This window comes from Daejeonella sp., from assembly GCF_036405355.1.
Taxonomy (GTDB): domain Bacteria; phylum Bacteroidota; class Bacteroidia; order Sphingobacteriales; family Sphingobacteriaceae; genus Daejeonella.
The window spans coordinates 1-16,299 of record NZ_DASWXT010000107.1; the positions used below are offsets into that span (position 1 = coordinate 1).

A 16,299-nucleotide genomic window follows, 5' to 3' on the forward strand; every position below is an offset into this window, starting at 1 on the left:
CATTTTTCACTGTCAACTGTCAACTGTCAACTGTCAACTGTCAACTGTCAACTGTCAACTGTCAACTGTCAACTGTCAACTGTCAACTGTCAACTGTCAACTGTCAACTGTCAACTGTCAACTGTCAACTGTCAACTGTCAACCCGATAGCTATCTGGTCTCTATTGTCAATCACTTGTGCTGGGTTAAAATAAAATAGCCATTTATATCCTAAAAAGGATTTTTTTATTGTCCGATAAAAAGCAAGGCCCCATTTTAATAGGGTATCATCTTTTATACTTCTTTCACTAACTTTAAACCCGCAATGTATTTAACTATCCTGACAGGACTGTTCATAAGCTTTGGCCTAAGTACAAAATCTCCGTTAACGTTTTTTTCCGCCTCAGCTGGTGCGGTAGGCACAGACCAAGCCAAAGCAATAACTTTAATAGCATCAGGTGCAGCGGCGGCATTTATTCGTTTTTGTCTATTGTTTTTTAAGGTACTCATGGTCTCGTCGTTCCTCCTCGGCATGTTTCTTTTCTGCTGCAGGAAAAGAAAAGAGAAAAATTATGGGATAATAACAAGGTCATTATGCCTATTATTTCAATTTTGCCAGGACAATACTGATTGTAAATTAACTACCTAACTCCACAATCCTGTCAAACTCCTCAACCTTCATCCCCATAACAGACAATCTCCCCTGCTTTACAAGGCCAATATTTTGCAGTCGTGGATCAGCTTTAATTACTTCAAGTGTAACCGGATTCTTAAGGCTTTCTACCGGCTCGAGATCAACTACTACCCAGTTTTTATCATCTGTGGTTGGGTCCTGATAAGATTCTTTAACAACTCTCGCAATTCCAACCACCGCTTTACCTTCATTACTATGATAAAATAAGACCAGGTCCCCTACCCGCATCTCCCTCAAATTATTTCTTGCCTGATAATTCCGTACACCATCCCAGAAGGTACGGCCATCTTTATTGAATTTATCCCAGCTATATTTAAAAGGTTCTGATTTTACTAACCAATAGTTCATGCTTTTCTCTGTTTTTGATCCGATTTAAGAGTTCTATTCGAAATTATCCCTCAATTGGCAATAAAGATAAAGAAAACAGGAACAGACTTAGAAAAGACCTGTTGAAATTGATCGGACCCGATAGCTATCGCTTGAAAATTAATTTTTGTTAAGCGAAGTATTTTCAGATTAGCTTAGGTTATTTTGCTGATAATCAGCATTTTTAATAAAGGATGATAAAACATGCCACAATACACCCGAATTTGGTGGGCTTGGGGTAATTTCATCATCCTTATATACAAGTTAGCGGCAATATTAAGACGACACAGCCATGATTGACAAAACAAATAAGACTTCTGTAGGAGATGTAGCACATTCTCTCGTAAAGGGTGGACTTGGAACCATTCCCGTTATTGGTTCCTTAGCGACTGAAATATTTGGTTTAATTGTGACACCTCCTCTTGAAAAAAGACGAGCAGAATGGATGAATGAAATCGCAGAAAAGCTGAAAGCGCTAGAAGAGAAGAAAATCGTTGATTTTCATGAACTATCGAATAACGAACAATTCGTTGATGTAGTTTTACAGGCGACAACTCTTGCGTTAAAGACAAGCGAAAAGGAAAAGATTAAGGCGTTTCAAAACGCCGTATTAAATACTGCTTCAGGTGAATCTCCTGACCAGACTGTTAGTCAGATATTTCTTAATCAGTTAGACAGTTTTACTACATGGCACATTAAGATCTTAAAATTTATAGATAGTCCAAGACTTTGGTTTCAAAAAGCTAACCGAACACCTCCGAGTTATATGGCAGGAAGTATTTCTGCAGTAATCAAAGACGCATTTCCTGATGTGAAAAACCAAGACGATTTATTGGAAATAATATGGAATGATTTAAGAGCCGCAGGTTTCCATAGGACAAGTGATATCAAGACAACTATGACAGGTGATGGAACACTAAGTGAAAGGACTACACAACTGGGAAAACAGTTTTTAGAGTTTATAACAAATGACGAAGGTTAATCATTAATAAGTGCTGACAATTGAAGTATTGATATGACTTTTATAAAATGAAAAAAAATCCAGACTGGTATAAATTAACAAAACTATTAAAGCAAAAAGGAAAGATAAATACTGGTCTGACAATTCCTTATATTTTTGGAGCATATAAACTGCTTGGGCAACCGTTTGAGAATATTTCAGCACTGCTTGACGAGTTGCGAAAAAATTCGATTGACAAATATCCGGTCATTCAAAAGTGTGGGACAATCCATCAGCATGTAGTTGCAGTTGAAGACAAAAAACTCTACCACAAAAACTATATAAAAGACATCAAATTGCAAAACGCAAAAAATGAAATTAATCTTGTAATTAGTTCTAATACGGATCTCGGAAAAACTGATGAAGCAATATACAAGAGCTTAACGCAACTGTACAAAGAATACATAGATGCCGGAAATTTTTCATGGAACAACAGAGAGCAGAAATGGAAGCCCTTCGAAAAAGAAGAAAAAGAATTAATTCTTAGTATTAAAAACTGACTGCTTACTTAAGCGTTGACACCAACAATTCACGAATATCCACTTTCAAAAATTTCGAGATTTCGTAAAGCGTTTCAATAGACGGCTGGACTTCATTTGTACACCAGCGCGAAACGGTGGATTCCGTTTTATCCAGGTGAGCCGCTAAATCCTTGCTGCTTTTGTTCTTTTCAGCCAGGACGGATTTAACTCTATTGAGGTTTACTTTCGCCACAGTGCAAATTTATTGACTTCTCCTGCAAATATCTTAAAATTTTTAATTACCTGAAAATCACGCTCAAATGACAATAAATTATATTTTCATGCGCTATTATTCGCATTACAATATTCTTTATTGTAATCTTGTAGCAAGAAATTATTGTCGTGGAGCAAGAAGAAAATTTTCAACAATCGGGACAAAGGCAGTTGAAGGTGTATCAAAAATACATTCCACGCTCCTATTATGGACACGTTATCTTTCCTGAAATCCGACTTTGCGGCAAGTGGCTTCGTGACATGGGTTTCGACTGCGGACAAAATGTAACGGTTAGACATGAGAAAAATAAAATCATCATCACGGTTGACAACGACACCAAAACAAACGAGTGAAAATACTGCCGCTAACAGCGGCTTAGCGCAAGCGGGGCTGACGTTCTCCGTTTGACAGATTTTCGTAAATTTGAACATACGGCTCCGCAAGAAAGTTTGGTGGTAAAATCCCCGCCTGCGCCAAGCCGCAAACCGTTATAGCCAATTGTAATAGTACATTAAGGACAAACACAACATCTATATATTTACGAAATTAACGCCCAAAAAATTCGACTCAATGGTTAACATAGTTATTTTACTTGGGGCACAACCTGATTTTCTTTCATCCAAGACCATGTCTTAACTACATCCTTTTTATCAAACCTTCCTTTAGCTTCAGACCAAGCGTAAAACTTTGTAAGGAGGTTATCTTCGTTTATCTGTTCGCCTTGCTCGCCAAGTTCAATTATGCAGGCGTATATTGTAGCTGCGATTTCGGTTGTATCCGTCTTAAGCGTTTTAAAAAGATCAAGAACATATTGTATTTTTTCTAAATGCGTTTTGAAATACGCATTATAGAATTTTTTATAATCGTCAGCTTTTTCTAGGGGAACATATACCGATCGGTTGAACTTACCGTCACGTTTTTTCTCTACTTTAAACCACTTATTTTTTGTAAACTGCGCCTCAACTGAGTGCATAAACTTATTATCGAATGGTCCTGCGGCCTGTTTTAAATAACGATAGTTGAGTTCCATTTCGGCAGCATGTTCGCATAGGTAAACCAGCTTCTGAAATTTGATTCGACCAAAAGTGGGCTCCTCGTGCATTTGTGATGCAATTTCAGCCGCTAATGTTACTCTTCTAAAGAACATGTTATCGTTAACAGGTTTCTTTTTTGTTTCTGACAGCTCAAATTCTTCTAAAATTTCGCGTTCATGCAGTTCCATAGAGGTACTTGGAGTCACAAGTCCGGCAAGCATCAAGCCTTGCTCAAAATCCTCCATAGAAAAGGTCTGAATTTTAATTTTTGTTGACTTCATTGATAGCGTTTTTTATTTTTTCTATGGCTCTAGCTCTAATCTTTCTAATTGTTCCTGGTTGAACTTTAAGTTCTTCTGCAAGTGTCGATGTAACATCATCGGGTAGATATTTTTGATGCTTTTTATACTCAATATCCTTTAGTACAACGGCTTGCTCCTTTTTATTCAGCTTTCCGAAGATTGCTAGGGCAATGTCTTTTTTGTTTTTTAGTACATTCACATCCAGGGTTTCGGATGCCGTATTCAGAATCTCATCAAAATAGGATTTGTGGACAATATCTTTCTTTTTTTCACTGTTGTGATAATCATTAAACAAGTTCGTGGAGATCTGTTTGAGGTAACCTAAAATGGCCTTTCGATCATCTGGTATTTTCGAACCGTCTCTAGTATAAGATTTATGTTTTCGAATTTTCTCAAAGGTCTCGTGAGCTATTTGTCGGCCAATATGACTATCTAACCTGCGAACAGCGCACACGCGGTCACAATGTGTCTGGACACCACCTAAGAAGCGTCTAACAAAATGTTCATAATGATGTTCGTTGTCATCCGTGGAGCACAAATGCTCCAACAGTTGAACGTCTGACATTTTTGATATGGCGGCTTGTAACTCCAACAGGTTTAATTAGTGTATACTGTGAAGCGTGACATTTTACTTTGTCACGCTTCACAGTATACTGGGTAGACTAATATTCAATTTATGGAAAGTAACAAAAAAGAAGGGGAAAACCCCAAAAAGAAAGTTACCATTTTTGTTAATGGTACGCCTCATGAAGAGGAAAAGAATGAAATCAGTTATAATGAAGTGGTAACACTAGCATTTCCGGATTATCCTCAACATCCAGAAAGGACTTATTCTGTGACTTACGAGAGGGGCCACGGAGAAAAGCCTGAGGGTATCTTATCACCGGGTGGGAGTGTTAAGGTAAAAGATGGAATGCGTTTTACGGTAAAACACACGGGGCAATCCTAATGACTACGATTAACACTTTAGCAGAATACAATCCGGACATAAAGCAATTGCTTGAAAAAGGTTATGCGGTCTCTATTGATAGCGAGTACCTAGTCGTCAGAGACGTATACTACCTTGATGAGAATAAAAATCTCCAAGTAGGGGCATTAATCTCCAAAATTGAGTATGTAGATAACAAGCGAATCAAGTTGCATGACCATCAAGTATTTTTTTGCGGATCTCATCCTTGTGAACTGAATGGTACCCCCATTCGAAACATGGGTGGAGGGCCGGCCACATTAACTTTGGCTTCGAATGATTTGGTGATTCAGAGAAATTTTTCTCATAAACCGGCTAACGGCTACATAGATTTTTTCGAAAAGGTAGAGACGTACGTCAATATTATTTGTGGACCAGCAATTGATCTGTATGGAATTAAAGCCCATCCTTGGACTTTTCGCACAGTTGATAGTGTGGAAGCATCAGTATTCAAATTTAGGGATACTTTAACAAGCAGAGCCGAGATAGGAGATCTTTCCTCAAAATTCAAAGATGAAGTTGTGGTTATAATTGGACTTGGAGGTACGGGTTCATATGTTCTGGATTTTCTTGTCAAAACCCCTGTAAAGGAAATTAGGGGTTTTGATTTTGATTCCTTTCACGTTCACAATGCATTTCGGTCACCCGGTAAAGTGTTAGAAGACGAATTAGGAAAACGGAAATCTGAAGTTTATCAAAAGAGATATGAAGATTTTCGACATGGGGTAAACCTGAACTCAAAGAAAATTCTTTCGGACTCTACGGAAGAATTGCAAGGCGTTACATTTGCGTTCATATGTGTAGACAAAGGCCCGGCCCGTGCAGATATAATTGGTATTCTGATTAAGTTGAATATTCCTTTTATCGATGTTGGAATGGGCTTAGATAGGAAGGATGGCGCGATTAGCGGGATGGTAAGAACGGTGTATTTTTCCAAAGAGAATGCGCAAGATACGCTGAAAAAGAACATAACTCCCCTTACAGATCCGACAGATGATATTTATCGAAATAATATTCAAATATCAGAACTTAATGCGCTAAATGCTTGTTTGGCAGTTATAAAATACAAACAGTTAAAAGGATTTTATACCGATGAGAATTCGTTCTTTCACACACTATTTAATTTGGAAAGTTTAAAAGCGGTTTCAGAATGACAAAGACGCTTAAGTTGTTTCACGTCGAATACCTTCCCAAGGAGCTTGAACCTGGGATCTTTTATGTTTCTAAGGAATTTAAGGTGGCGGGTCACCTATGCCCATGTGGCTGTGGCAATAAGATTATAACGCCTCTTGGCCGTATGGAATGGAAATTTTCGGAAAATAATGGAGAGGCAACTCTTTATCCATCAATAGGAAATTGGCAGTTGCCATGTCGATCTCATTATTGGATTCGGAAAGGAAAAATAAAATGGTCATATTCATGGAGTGACGAAAGGATTGAGAAAGGACGTAAAGTTGAAGAAGAAAAGAGAAAGCAATATTACGATAGACTGCAGGCAAAGAATAAAAAGAAATAATCTTTTTAAACACACAATTTAAAGGACGAATAAATTTCAAAATTTGCGAACGTAGATAATAAAAAAACAACTGGCTATAACAGCGGTTTGGCAAAAGGCGGGCTGACGAGCTTCGGAGAAACATATGTGCAAGGTTCAGCATTTGTTCTTCGTATGAATTTTAGAGCTGTAAATCCCGCCCTTCGCCAAGCCGCGGAACCGTTACCCCCCTTTCGATGTCATCTTCTCAATAGCTCTTCTTAGCGCAGCTATTTCACTTTTTAAATCAGCTACATCCTTGGCACCGGCAAGAGGTGTATCCTTTTCTTCGGCGTCTCTCCCAATAAAAAAACTGGCTAAAGTAGCCGTAACATAACCAAAAATTGCATAGCCATATAATGCTATAATAAGGGCCAGTCCTCTGCCTTCGGGAGTTGATGGGTAATACTCACTCCCTGCGGTTATTACCCGCATCGCGGTCCACCATAATGCAATTCCATAGCTGTCAAAGCCGGGGTAGGCTTTCTCAAAGGCATGCATGCCCGCAGCACCGGCAAAGGTTACAACAAGGGTCAATAGAAAAATATAGCCAAAAGCTCTTCTGGCCATAGTTGCTGCAAGACTCTTCATACTGCGGTTAACAGAGGAAACAAGCCTGAGCAGACGAAGGCCTTTTAAACTTCTCAAAAAGCTCATAAAGCGGAAAATCCGAAATATTCTTAATGCAGGAATTAAAAGTGAAATGGCCGTAAGCCAGTTCTTTTTTAGAAAAACAAGTTTAAGTGGTGCGAGAATAAATTTCGTCACAAAGTCAACAATGAAAATAAACCAGATGGAAAGACTCAGATAATCCAGGGGTTTGGATAGTCCCCAGATCAATTCTGCAATAAGCAATAACAGCCATACAAAACCTAAAAAGATCATTGGGCCCTCAAGCAATCCTTCTATGGATACAAGAAGGTTTTTCCTTTCCTTAATGATTTGTTTGTTAACAGGTTCTCCTTTTTTCATCATTCTGGAAAAAGAGAAATTATCATGCCAAAGGATAATAAACTCAAAAAAATTAACAGGCAATTGTAAACCCTTGAAGCCTCATACAAAGCCTGGCTACAAAAGAAGCTGACTTTATACTAATGTGTATTGTTTCTTCAAAATCAGCGACCTTTTAAACAAAGCACATTCGGACGTTTAAACAAAGCTGCCCTGATAATTGCTGTCTACTTTTGTTTCATCATAAACAATTAAATTATATAAAAATGAGACAAAACAATTATCAGGGAGCCTTGCAGCAAGCAATTGGCTCTGGGTTCAGCGCTAAATCTACTTCAACTGATGTTATCAAAGGCATTGATCTGAGCGGAAAAATTGCAATCGTAACCGGAGGCAACACAGGCATTGGCCTGGAAACTACCAAAACACTTGCGGCAGCCGGAGCCACAATTATCGTTCCGGCCAGAGATACTGAAAAAGCAAAAAGAAATCTGGAAGGTATTGAGCGTGTCGAATTGGAAGCTATGGATTTGATGAATCCGGATTCGATTGATGCATTTGCCGAAAAATTCCTTGCATCCGGCAGACCGCTCCATTTGCTTATCAACAATGCAGGTATCATGTGGGTACCGCTTCGCCATGATAGCCGTGGTATTGAATCTCAATTAGCGACCAATTATCTCGCACAATTTCAATTAACGGCAAGACTTTGGCCCGCCCTTAAAAAAGCCAATGGCGCCCGGGTAATCAACGTTTCTTCTCAGGGTCATCAATTTGCTCCATTCAATTTCGAAGACCCGAATTTTCAAAACAGGGAATATGAGACCCTGCAGGCATACGGACAATCCAAAACTGCCAGCAATTTGTTCGCGGTCGAACTGGACAATCGCGCAAGAAAATATAAGGTAAGAGCTTACTCACTGCATCCGGGCTCTATTGCCGGTACAGAGTTAGGCAGAGAAGCATCCCTGGAATTATTTCAGCAAATGGGTTTTTGCGATGCTGAAGGCAATCTCTTACCAGAAGTAGCTGCCTCACTTAAAACCATTCCTCAGGGTGCCGCAACTACGGTTTGGTGTGCAAGCAGTACTTCACTCAATAACATTGGCGGTGTGTATTGTGAAGATTCTGAAATTGCCGAACTGGCTTCAGATACTGAAATTTCAAATGGTGTGAAAGGCTATTCTCTGGATGAAGACAATGCCAAACGTTTGTGGACTCTGAGCGAAGAAATGACAGCACTAATATTTGATATCATCTGATAAACTCAAAAAAATGAAAAATTTAACAAATAAAACCGCAGTCATAACGGGTGGAAATAGTGGAATTGGGTACGCCACAGCAAAATTATTGAACGAAAATGGTGCTAAGGTCATCATCACCGGCAGAAGAAAAGAAGCACTTGAAAACGCAGCGAACAATTTAGGTGTAAAAGCTTTGCTGGCAGACCAATCCAGCTTAGCCGACATTGACAAGTTAGTCAAAAAAGTGACTGAAGAATTTGGCAAAGTTGACATTTTGCTCATCAATGCGGGCATAAGCAAATTTGCGCCCATTGAACTGATGACAGAAAATATATTTGACGAAATTATGGATGTAAATTTCAAGGGAGCCTATTTTACATTAAGTAAATTCATTCCTATACTTAATGATAATGCATCGGTTATTTTATTATCCTCAACATCCGCCACTATCTCACCACAAACCGCATCGGTTTATGCAGCAAGTAAGGCAGCAATAAATGCAGTGATGAAAATTGCGGCTCTGGAACTGGCCTCTAAAAAAATTCGTGTTAATGCTGTGAGTCCCGGTCCGGTTTCTACGGAGATTATTAGCAAAATTGGATTGAATAGTCAAATAGAACAGCAAATGAAGGCCAGTATCCCTTTATCAAGATTTGGCAAAGCTGATGAAATAGCTGATTTAATTGCTTATCTGTCCGGAGATAACGCTTCATTCATCACAGGTTCCAATTTTCTGATTGATGGCGGGCAATCCATATAGCCTGCAAACTATGATTATATCTATTTTTGTATTATTGAAATTCCTTTTAAAAGGATTAAAAAAGCAATGGAATACCAGGCAAAATATATAACAGAGGACATAAAACTTTCCTGCTACGAGGATAAGTTTTTTAAATCGGATATTATGTTCGACCAGCACATGCTTATCTGGTTCATTTCGGGTGAGACCAAAATTGTGCAGGCAGATAATACCTATTATTTTAAGAAAGGCGATATATTTCTGATACCAAGAAATCAACTGGCAACAATCATCAATTATCCTAAAGACGGACAAGCGCATAAAACAGTAGTTATGCACTTGTCCACAAGCAGATTACGAGAATTTTATGCCTCCCTGGATGTGAAACCTAAAGCTTTAGAATCGCAAAAAATATATGCTTTTAATAATCATCCTTTGCTGGAAAGCTGCCTGACTTCATTAATTCCCTATTTTGATATGAGGGAGCTTCCCGAAAATATTGCATCGCTTAAAATTACAGAAGCAATTAGCATCCTTCGAACAATTGATAAAGGAGTTGACAATGTGCTAGCCAATTTTGAAGATCCGTGGAAAATTGATTTGGGGAGTTATATGGAAAAGAACTTTATGTTCAATCTGCCATTAGAAAAATTCGGCTATCTGACAGGTCGCAGCCTGACAACCTTCAAACGTGATTTTAGCAAAGTATTCCATACAACTCCACAGCGCTGGCTCACCCAAAAGCGACTGGAGCTCGCACATTATCAATTTGTAGAAAAGAAAAGGAAACCCATTGAGGTTTGCTACGAAGTTGGCTTTGAAAATCTATCTCACTTTTCATACGCTTTCAAAAAGCACTTTGGGTATGCCCCAACTTACCTGACTGAGCAACAAGCCAGTCGCTAAAATGGCCTTGTACTTCTAAGTAATACGGATACACAAGCCCTCCTGGTTCGGTGGAGATAGTCTGGTTATTGACAGAGTATAAAACAGGGATAAAACAGGGATAAAAGAGGGATCAAACAGGGATAAAACTCGGACAAACTTTGTGTTTGATTTCTTTTTGATCTTTATTTGATATCGCATTCATCCCTGTATGCTTACCATCCTTCCTACTGACAATGCTAAGACATCTGGCACTCATGATGCACACGTCACTGGTTTGCTCGTATTACACCTTAAACTATACCTGGAAATTATTTATCAAATACATTTTATGTACGTATATTTGTACATAAATAAGTACAAATAAAACATATTTTTATGTTAACGACATCCATTTCAGACTTTAGGAAAGACATCAAAAGATACTTTGATAAAGTGACAGAGAACTTTGAAACATTGATTATCAATCGTGGTAAGGACAATGGTGTTGTCATTATGTCTTTAGCAGAATATAATTCATTGCGCGCAACCCAGCATGAACTTTCTTCAAAAGAAAATGAAAAGAGACTGGATTCCGCAATTGAAAAACTGAAAGCCGGGAATTCTATGAGTAAAAATCTTCTTGAAGAATGAAATTCATATTTGTAGACTAATCCTGGGAAGATTATTTGTATTGGCAAAAAACCGATAAAAAGAAGCTGAACAGGATAAATGAGCTGCTAAAAGACATCTCCCGAAGTCCATTCCAGGGAATTGGAAAACCAGAGCCGTTTAAATATAAATATTCAGGATTTTGGTCTCGCAGAATTGATGATGTACATCGCTTGATTTATCAGGTGAAAGATGATGAAATCTTAATTGCAAAGTGCAGATTACATTATGATTAAAACCACGCTGATGTGTGTGCAATGTCCATCTTTAAGAAAAATGAGGAAATAATCTAATTTAAAAACGGGGTCGTGGCCTCCGCCACGATGACATCTCAACATATAAAAATTAAGGAGATTCCAGCGCGGAGGCCGGAATCGAACTCCCATTCAAATTGCAATCATGAAAGGTTTAACCCGCGAACTTTTTGAATGACAAGGATTTTTATCCTTAAATATTGTTAGTGTGCACGAGTATAGCACTTCCTGAAAATAGAAAATGAATAGTTTTAATTAAATAAGCTATGAACAAAAACACACATCATGAGCGTGTGGCAAAAATGATCTTTGCCTCGGTCTATCCTTTATATCTCACGAAAGTGGAGAAGAAAGGCAGAACCAAAGAAGAATTGCTGCAAGTTATTGAGTGGTTAACAGGCTTCGATGAGGCAAAGCTGCAGGAAATGGTTGAAAAGCGGGTAACATTCGAAACTTTCTTTCAGAATGCGGCATTAAACCCAAATGCCCATCTCATCACCGGAATGATCTGCGGTTATCGCATTGAAGAAATCGAAAATCCTTTGACTCAAAAAGTCAGATACCTCGACAAATTGGTCGATGAACTGGCGAATGGAAGGAAAATGGAAAAGATTTTGCGAAGCGCATAGGGGTGAATTGTTTTTTGTTTGTCTCATCCCGAAACAAACAAAAAATGAACATGAAATTTCTACACATTCTATTTACTGCATTATTACTGCAAAGTATTAACCTCCAGGCACAAAATAAGGAAACAGCCCTTGTTAACAATCAGGCGGTTAGCCAGACCATTAAAGGAACTGTCATTGATAAGAGTACCAAACTTCCTTTATCGGGTGTCACAATCAAACTAAGTGCAGGAGAGAGTTCCAGAGAGCTAAGCTCTGATCAATGGGGTGCTTTCCGGATAAATGGGGTTGGCATCGGCCGTTATGTACTTGAAGCAAGCCTCGTCGGCTACAAAAAGCTCACATTGTCTGAACTGCTGATTACCAGTGGAAAAGAGTCTGTGCTTGCACTTGAAATGGAGTATCAAAGCAATGACCTTGATGAAGTGGTCGTAATTGGGGGTGCCGACAGAAAACCGCTGAATCAGATGGCGATGACCAGCGGACGTTCTTTCTCTCCGGAGGAAACAAACCGATATGCCGGAGCTGCCTTTGATCCCGCAAGGATGGCTCAAAGTTTTGCTGGTGTAGTGGCTGCAGGTGATAACAATGAGATAATTGTCAGGGGCAATTCCCCTAAAAGCCTGCAGTGGCGACTGGAAGGGATTGAGATCGTGAATCCGAATCATTTTGGGAATGAAGGCTCTTCAGGTGGTGGTATCAGTATGCTGAATACAACAGTATTAAGCACTTCCGATTTTTATACAGGCGGATTAGCTGCTGAATACGGCAATGCATTATCAGGTGCATTTGACCTCAAATTCAGAAAGGGGAATACTGAAAAAAAGGAATTTGCCTTAACCACCGGCATACTTGGCGTAGGCGCTACGCTCGAAGGCCCGTTCAGCAAGGGCAGCAATGCCTCATACCTGATCAGTTACCGCTATTCTTCACTGAGCCTGCTCGAAAAAGCCGGATTATCTGTTGCATCTGATGGGGTTCCCAAATATCAGGATCTGTCTTTCAACTTTGTAATGCCCACCGCCAGAGCAGGTACTTTTTCACTCTTCGGGATAGGCGGACTTAGTAATATCAATGATAAAGCTGAACGGGATAATACCACATGGAAAGAAAGATTCGACGGACGGGATGCGAAATTTGGCTATGATGCAGGAAGCGTAGGATTAAAACATTTGTTCATCGCAGGCAAAAAAGTATATTTTAATAATATAATTTCCTATTCAGCGAGTCGCAGTTCTTTTACAGTAGACAGTTTAACGACCAGCTACCAGGCTATTTTACGCGATAAAAGTCTGAATGATAATAGTACAATTCGTTATGCAGGATCAATGAATTACAGTATTAATCCGGCAAATACGATTCGTGCGGGAATTAATGCAAGCTTCCTTGGTTTTAACATTTTCACAGAAAATTTCGACCCTCTTAGTAATAGTTTGAGAGAACTGGTCAATCAGAAAGGGAATACCAGCAGCTATGATGCCTTTATTCAGCACAGGGCACAGATCAGCAGCAAGCTTACTTTAAATACAGGCGTTCATGCAAACTATTTCAGGCTAAGTGATAGCTGGAGTATCGAGCCTCGTTTCGGTATAAACTGGCAGATAGCAGCAGATCAGCAATTATCATTTGGTACCGGAGTTTACAGCCGCCTTGAGCCCCTATCCTATTATTATGCTAAGGACAGGCTTTTCCCGGCACAGAACAGCGCGCAACTTAAACCTACAAAATCTGCACAGGCTACTATTGCTTATGAGAAGCAATTTAATAACAATCTGAAGTTTAAAACGGAAGCCTATTATCAGCATTTATACGATGTGCCTGTTTCTGTTGATCCCAATATCAATTTCTCATTGCTGGATGTTTCAGATCATTCGGCGATCTACTCTTCTTCTTACAGACAGTTGGTTAACAAAGGAACCGGCAGGAACTATGGCATTGAATTTTCTGTCGAAAAGCCTCTGAGCAGCGGTTATTACTTCATGCTCAGTTCGTCACTGTTCGATTCGAAATTTAAAGCACTCAGTAAGCAGGAATTTAATACAGGATTTAATACCAATTATGTGGCTAATCTGATTACCGGAAAAGAATGGAAAACCGGAAAGAATCAGAATAACCTGTTCGGGATGAATGCTAAGCTGATCTATGCAGGCGGAAGAAAATACTCACCGGTTAATCTTGCTGAATCCATACGTCTGGATCAGGAAGTGATTGATGAAAGCAGAGTTAATACCCTTACTACTGATCCATACGTTCGGGTTGATTTTTCTGCAAGTTATCGTATCAATTCAAAAAAAGTCGGCCATTTTATCATTATGGATATTCAGAATGTAATTAACAGGGAAAATGTAATGGGCATGCACTTTAATCCAAGTAAACGAATCATGGAAGAAAGAACATGGACAGGCATTATACCTACTCTGAATTACAGAATAGAGTTCTAATCTGGCTTTGGCTGAATTAAGGATTTATTTCAACGTCGATAATATAATATGATTAGAATACTACAGAAAGGGCTCCAGAGCCACAGGTATTGCTTTTTGAAAGCAATACCTGTGTGTTATAGGCTGGCACAGCCCTTTCCTCCGGAGTAGTTCCGGCATGAAATTGCGTTCTATTTCAAATTACCAACAGCCGGAAGCTACCTCCTGCGGCAAGGTTTATTTTACCCGGGTCTGTTTTTCATCGGAACGTACTGCCCGAAAATCTGTTTAGGACAGCACAAGGGACCAGCAGTACAAAAGAGTAACAGACCCGGCTTTCTAAAACAAGAGAAAATTTCCAATCTTAAATAGTCCGGCAAGATTTCTAATTGAACTCACCTTATCCAAATCAATAATTATTTAGCTGGCTGCTTAAATAATTATTGATTTTATTATTATTTTAGATAATCATACCCTAAAAAATCAGGTAATAATAGAATGAAACCAATTCCCCTTTCAGAATTAAATCAGGAAGATCTGTTGAAAAAAGAAAAAACGTCAAAAGCAGCCAATGCAGCACTCGGAGGTTTGCTGATTGTGCTAGTGGGTGCAACAGTTTATTTGACCTATCTGCAAGGATTTTCAGTGTTTTCCGTCCTGCCAGTTGCTTTTCTGCCCTTATTTATTCTCAACGTAACAAATCTGAAGAAAATACAGGCTGAAATTGCTTCCAGGAAAGGCTAATTTCATTGTTTAAGAACAGGTTTTATTTTAAGCTTTTTGTTTCAATACAGCATCCCTGAATAGAAATTGGTAAAAGATCCCCCATTCTTTGGCAATCCTGAAAATAAATCAAGGATTGCTTCCAAATTCGGGATGCAATCAGCTCTGCTGCCTGAACCTGAAATTTTGCGGCTCAGGATATCTGAACATCCTCAAAAAAGAATTATATTCAGACAATTATAAATCTAAAGATCATGTCAAGAGCTTTTATCTCAGTAATTTGTCTACTTCTTATGTCTTCCAGCAATTCTATTCATGCCCAGCAAGTTATGCCTCTGTACCCTGGTGAAATTCCGAACAGCAAAGCTTCCGTTGATAAGGAAAAATCCGAAATGGGAAAAGATGGAATTCTTCGGATCAGTAATGTGTCCATTCCGACACTAAGCATTTACAAGCCTGATAAATCACTTGACAAGGGTGCTGCGGTGATTATTTGTCCGGGTGGCGGGTATAAGATCCTGGCTGCCTCCCATGAGGGTGCTGATGTAGCAAGGGAACTGAATAAATGGGGCATTACAGCCTTTGTATTAAAATATCGAATCCCGAATGACACAACTATGCAGGATAAGTCTATCGGGCCCTTACAGGATGCCCAAAGGGCAATACAAATGGTTAGGGAACATGCTGCCGAATGGAATATAGATCCCCAAAAAATCGGAATTATGGGCTTCTCTGCAGGTGGTCATCTTGCTGCCAGTGCTTCCACAAGATTCGGTGAAGCCTTGATTGAGAATCCGAAAAACACTTCTCTAAGACCTGATTTCTCAATTCTAATCTACCCGGTAATCAGTTTCATGGATGGAATCACCCATAGGGGCAGCAGAGAAAATTTACTTGGAAAAAATCCGGATCTCAAAGTTCTGGAAAAATATTCCAATGAACTGGCGGCAGGCCCGAATACAGCTCCCGCTTTTTTGGTACATGCAGGTGATGATGCCTCTGTTCCTGTAAAAAACAGTATTGTATATTATGAAGCATTATTGAAGCATAAGATTTACAGCAACATGATCATTTATCCAAAAGGGGGGCACGGTTTTGGTATGAAGAATAAAACCAGTAATGTTTTATGGATGAATCAGTTAAAAGACTGGCTAAGTGATAGTAAGTTCCTGTAATAAAAAACATTAATCTATAC

21 protein-coding genes are annotated in these 16,299 nt (G+C 39.1%); 15 read left to right on the forward strand and 6 right to left on the reverse strand.

The window, feature by feature from the left end:
• Positions 1 to 273: 273 nt before the first annotated feature.
• Positions 274 to 513, reverse strand: a complete 240-nt coding sequence (locus VGE44_RS13015; RefSeq protein ID WP_331079749.1) for a hypothetical protein — start codon at positions 511 to 513, stop codon at positions 274 to 276.
• Positions 514 to 616: 103 nt separating this feature from the next.
• Positions 617 to 1,021, reverse strand: coding sequence for an EVE domain-containing protein (locus VGE44_RS13020; protein ID WP_331079752.1), 405 nt, complete (start codon positions 1,019 to 1,021; stop codon positions 617 to 619).
• A gap of 310 nt (positions 1,022 to 1,331) precedes the next feature.
• Here VGE44_RS13020 and VGE44_RS13025 point away from each other — a divergent pair, with 310 nt between their 5' ends.
• Positions 1,332 to 2,021: a hypothetical protein gene (locus VGE44_RS13025; RefSeq protein WP_331079754.1), complete on the forward strand. Its 690-nt coding sequence runs from the start codon at positions 1,332 to 1,334 to the stop codon at positions 2,019 to 2,021.
• A 47-nt stretch (positions 2,022 to 2,068) separates the two neighbouring features.
• Positions 2,069 to 2,539 carry a hypothetical protein gene (locus VGE44_RS13030; RefSeq protein ID WP_331079756.1) on the forward strand — a complete coding sequence of 157 codons (471 nt, stop codon included), beginning with the start codon at positions 2,069 to 2,071 and terminating at the stop codon, positions 2,537 to 2,539.
• Positions 2,540 to 2,543: 4 nt separating this feature from the next.
• On the opposite strand, the gene VGE44_RS13035 is transcribed toward VGE44_RS13030, so the two are convergent.
• Positions 2,544 to 2,753, reverse strand: coding sequence for a helix-turn-helix transcriptional regulator (locus tag VGE44_RS13035; RefSeq protein ID WP_331079758.1), 210 nt, complete (start codon positions 2,751 to 2,753; stop codon positions 2,544 to 2,546).
• Positions 2,754 to 2,950: 197 nt separating this feature from the next.
• Here VGE44_RS13035 and VGE44_RS18455 point away from each other — a divergent pair, with 197 nt between their 5' ends.
• Positions 2,951 to 3,127, forward strand: coding sequence for a SymE family type I addiction module toxin (locus VGE44_RS18455; RefSeq protein ID WP_414649334.1), 177 nt, complete (start codon positions 2,951 to 2,953; stop codon positions 3,125 to 3,127).
• 230 nt (positions 3,128 to 3,357) lie between these two features.
• Here the strand turns inward: VGE44_RS18455 and VGE44_RS13040 are convergent, their stop codons facing one another.
• Both VGE44_RS13040 and VGE44_RS13045 read right to left on the reverse strand, forming a co-directional pair.
• Entirely contained in the window at positions 3,358 to 4,089 is a 732-nt protein-coding gene (locus tag VGE44_RS13040; RefSeq protein ID WP_331079760.1) for a hypothetical protein, read from the reverse strand.
• Positions 4,070 to 4,702, reverse strand: a complete 633-nt coding sequence (locus VGE44_RS13045) for a hypothetical protein (RefSeq protein WP_331079762.1) — start codon at positions 4,700 to 4,702, stop codon at positions 4,070 to 4,072. Before VGE44_RS13045 ends, VGE44_RS13040 begins: the two co-directional genes overlap by 20 nt.
• A gap of 84 nt (positions 4,703 to 4,786) precedes the next feature.
• Between VGE44_RS13045 and VGE44_RS13050 the strand changes: the two genes are divergently transcribed.
• From VGE44_RS13050 to VGE44_RS13060, 3 genes are read left to right on the forward strand one after another with little or no spacing between them, the layout of a single operon-like run.
• Positions 4,787 to 5,059, forward strand: coding sequence for a multiubiquitin domain-containing protein (locus tag VGE44_RS13050; protein ID WP_331079764.1), 273 nt, complete (start codon positions 4,787 to 4,789; stop codon positions 5,057 to 5,059).
• Positions 5,059 to 6,231, forward strand: a complete 1,173-nt coding sequence (locus VGE44_RS13055) for a ThiF family adenylyltransferase (RefSeq protein WP_331079766.1) — start codon at positions 5,059 to 5,061, stop codon at positions 6,229 to 6,231. The genes VGE44_RS13050 and VGE44_RS13055 overlap by 1 nt, the downstream gene beginning before the upstream one ends.
• Entirely contained in the window at positions 6,228 to 6,593 is a 366-nt protein-coding gene (locus tag VGE44_RS13060) for a DUF6527 family protein (protein ID WP_331079768.1), read from the forward strand. The genes VGE44_RS13055 and VGE44_RS13060 overlap by 4 nt, the downstream gene beginning before the upstream one ends.
• Positions 6,594 to 6,794: 201 nt before the next feature.
• On the opposite strand, the gene VGE44_RS13065 is transcribed toward VGE44_RS13060, so the two are convergent.
• Positions 6,795 to 7,586: an ion transporter gene (locus VGE44_RS13065; protein ID WP_331079770.1), complete on the reverse strand. Its 792-nt coding sequence runs from the start codon at positions 7,584 to 7,586 to the stop codon at positions 6,795 to 6,797.
• Positions 7,587 to 7,828: 242 nt separating this feature from the next.
• On the opposite strand from VGE44_RS13065, the gene VGE44_RS13070 reads away from it, so the two are divergent.
• The 9 genes from VGE44_RS13070 (at position 7,829) to VGE44_RS13110 (ending at position 16,279) form a co-directional block, all read left to right on the forward strand.
• Positions 7,829 to 8,824, forward strand: a complete 996-nt coding sequence (locus VGE44_RS13070) for an SDR family NAD(P)-dependent oxidoreductase (protein ID WP_331079772.1) — start codon at positions 7,829 to 7,831, stop codon at positions 8,822 to 8,824.
• A gap of 13 nt (positions 8,825 to 8,837) precedes the next feature.
• Positions 8,838 to 9,566 carry an SDR family NAD(P)-dependent oxidoreductase gene (locus tag VGE44_RS13075; protein ID WP_331079774.1) on the forward strand — a complete coding sequence of 243 codons (729 nt, stop codon included), beginning with the start codon at positions 8,838 to 8,840 and terminating at the stop codon, positions 9,564 to 9,566.
• A gap of 66 nt (positions 9,567 to 9,632) precedes the next feature.
• A complete protein-coding gene (locus VGE44_RS13080) occupies positions 9,633 to 10,451 on the forward strand; it encodes a helix-turn-helix domain-containing protein (RefSeq protein WP_331079776.1) in 819 nt (272 codons plus the stop codon).
• Between the two features lie 357 nt (positions 10,452 to 10,808).
• On the forward strand, positions 10,809 to 11,063 hold the full coding sequence (locus VGE44_RS13085) for a type II toxin-antitoxin system prevent-host-death family antitoxin (RefSeq protein WP_331079778.1): 255 nt from the start codon (positions 10,809 to 10,811) through the stop codon (positions 11,061 to 11,063).
• A 35-nt stretch (positions 11,064 to 11,098) separates the two neighbouring features.
• Positions 11,099 to 11,317, forward strand: coding sequence for a Txe/YoeB family addiction module toxin (locus VGE44_RS13090; protein ID WP_331079780.1), 219 nt, complete (start codon positions 11,099 to 11,101; stop codon positions 11,315 to 11,317).
• Positions 11,318 to 11,601: 284 nt separating this feature from the next.
• Positions 11,602 to 11,964 (forward strand): DUF2200 domain-containing protein, encoded by a 363-nt coding sequence (locus tag VGE44_RS13095; protein ID WP_331079782.1) that lies wholly within the window; start codon positions 11,602 to 11,604, stop codon positions 11,962 to 11,964.
• A gap of 50 nt (positions 11,965 to 12,014) precedes the next feature.
• Complete coding sequence (locus VGE44_RS13100; protein ID WP_331079784.1) at positions 12,015 to 14,402, forward strand: TonB-dependent receptor; 2,388 nt, start codon at positions 12,015 to 12,017, stop codon at positions 14,400 to 14,402.
• A 477-nt stretch (positions 14,403 to 14,879) separates the two neighbouring features.
• Positions 14,880 to 15,125 (forward strand): hypothetical protein, encoded by a 246-nt coding sequence (locus VGE44_RS13105; RefSeq protein ID WP_331079786.1) that lies wholly within the window; start codon positions 14,880 to 14,882, stop codon positions 15,123 to 15,125.
• 233 nt (positions 15,126 to 15,358) lie between these two features.
• Complete coding sequence (locus VGE44_RS13110) at positions 15,359 to 16,279, forward strand: alpha/beta hydrolase (protein ID WP_331079788.1); 921 nt, start codon at positions 15,359 to 15,361, stop codon at positions 16,277 to 16,279.
• Positions 16,280 to 16,299 lie beyond the last annotated feature (20 nt).

Bases quoted from the DNA above. Each gene is read 5' to 3' on its own strand.
- VGE44_RS13075 (WP_331079774.1), top strand. From the start codon at position 8,838: ATGAAAAATTTAACAAATAAAACCGCAGTCATAACGGGTGGAAATAGT.
- VGE44_RS13085 (WP_331079778.1), top strand. From the start codon at position 10,809: ATGTTAACGACATCCATTTCAGACTTTAGGAAAGACATCAAAAGATAC.
- VGE44_RS13095 (WP_331079782.1), top strand. From the start codon at position 11,602: ATGAACAAAAACACACATCATGAGCGTGTGGCAAAAATGATCTTTGCC.
- VGE44_RS13080 (WP_331079776.1), top strand. From the start codon at position 9,633: ATGGAATACCAGGCAAAATATATAACAGAGGACATAAAACTTTCCTGC.
- VGE44_RS13020 (WP_331079752.1), bottom strand. From the start codon at position 1,021: ATGAACTATTGGTTAGTAAAATCAGAACCTTTTAAATATAGCTGGGAT.
- VGE44_RS13015 (WP_331079749.1), bottom strand. From the start codon at position 513: ATGCCGAGGAGGAACGACGAGACCATGAGTACCTTAAAAAACAATAGA.
- VGE44_RS13055 (WP_331079766.1), top strand. From the start codon at position 5,059: ATGACTACGATTAACACTTTAGCAGAATACAATCCGGACATAAAGCAA.
- VGE44_RS13105 (WP_331079786.1), top strand. From the start codon at position 14,880: ATGAAACCAATTCCCCTTTCAGAATTAAATCAGGAAGATCTGTTGAAA.
- VGE44_RS13050 (WP_331079764.1), top strand. From the start codon at position 4,787: ATGGAAAGTAACAAAAAAGAAGGGGAAAACCCCAAAAAGAAAGTTACC.
- VGE44_RS13065 (WP_331079770.1), bottom strand. From the start codon at position 7,586: ATGATGAAAAAAGGAGAACCTGTTAACAAACAAATCATTAAGGAAAGG.
- VGE44_RS13040 (WP_331079760.1), bottom strand. From the start codon at position 4,089: ATGAAGTCAACAAAAATTAAAATTCAGACCTTTTCTATGGAGGATTTT.
- VGE44_RS13100 (WP_331079784.1), top strand. From the start codon at position 12,015: ATGAAATTTCTACACATTCTATTTACTGCATTATTACTGCAAAGTATT.
- VGE44_RS13070 (WP_331079772.1), top strand. From the start codon at position 7,829: ATGAGACAAAACAATTATCAGGGAGCCTTGCAGCAAGCAATTGGCTCT.
- VGE44_RS13030 (WP_331079756.1), top strand. From the start codon at position 2,069: ATGAAAAAAAATCCAGACTGGTATAAATTAACAAAACTATTAAAGCAA.
- VGE44_RS13060 (WP_331079768.1), top strand. From the start codon at position 6,228: ATGACAAAGACGCTTAAGTTGTTTCACGTCGAATACCTTCCCAAGGAG.
- VGE44_RS13025 (WP_331079754.1), top strand. From the start codon at position 1,332: ATGATTGACAAAACAAATAAGACTTCTGTAGGAGATGTAGCACATTCT.
- VGE44_RS13110 (WP_331079788.1), top strand. From the start codon at position 15,359: ATGTCAAGAGCTTTTATCTCAGTAATTTGTCTACTTCTTATGTCTTCC.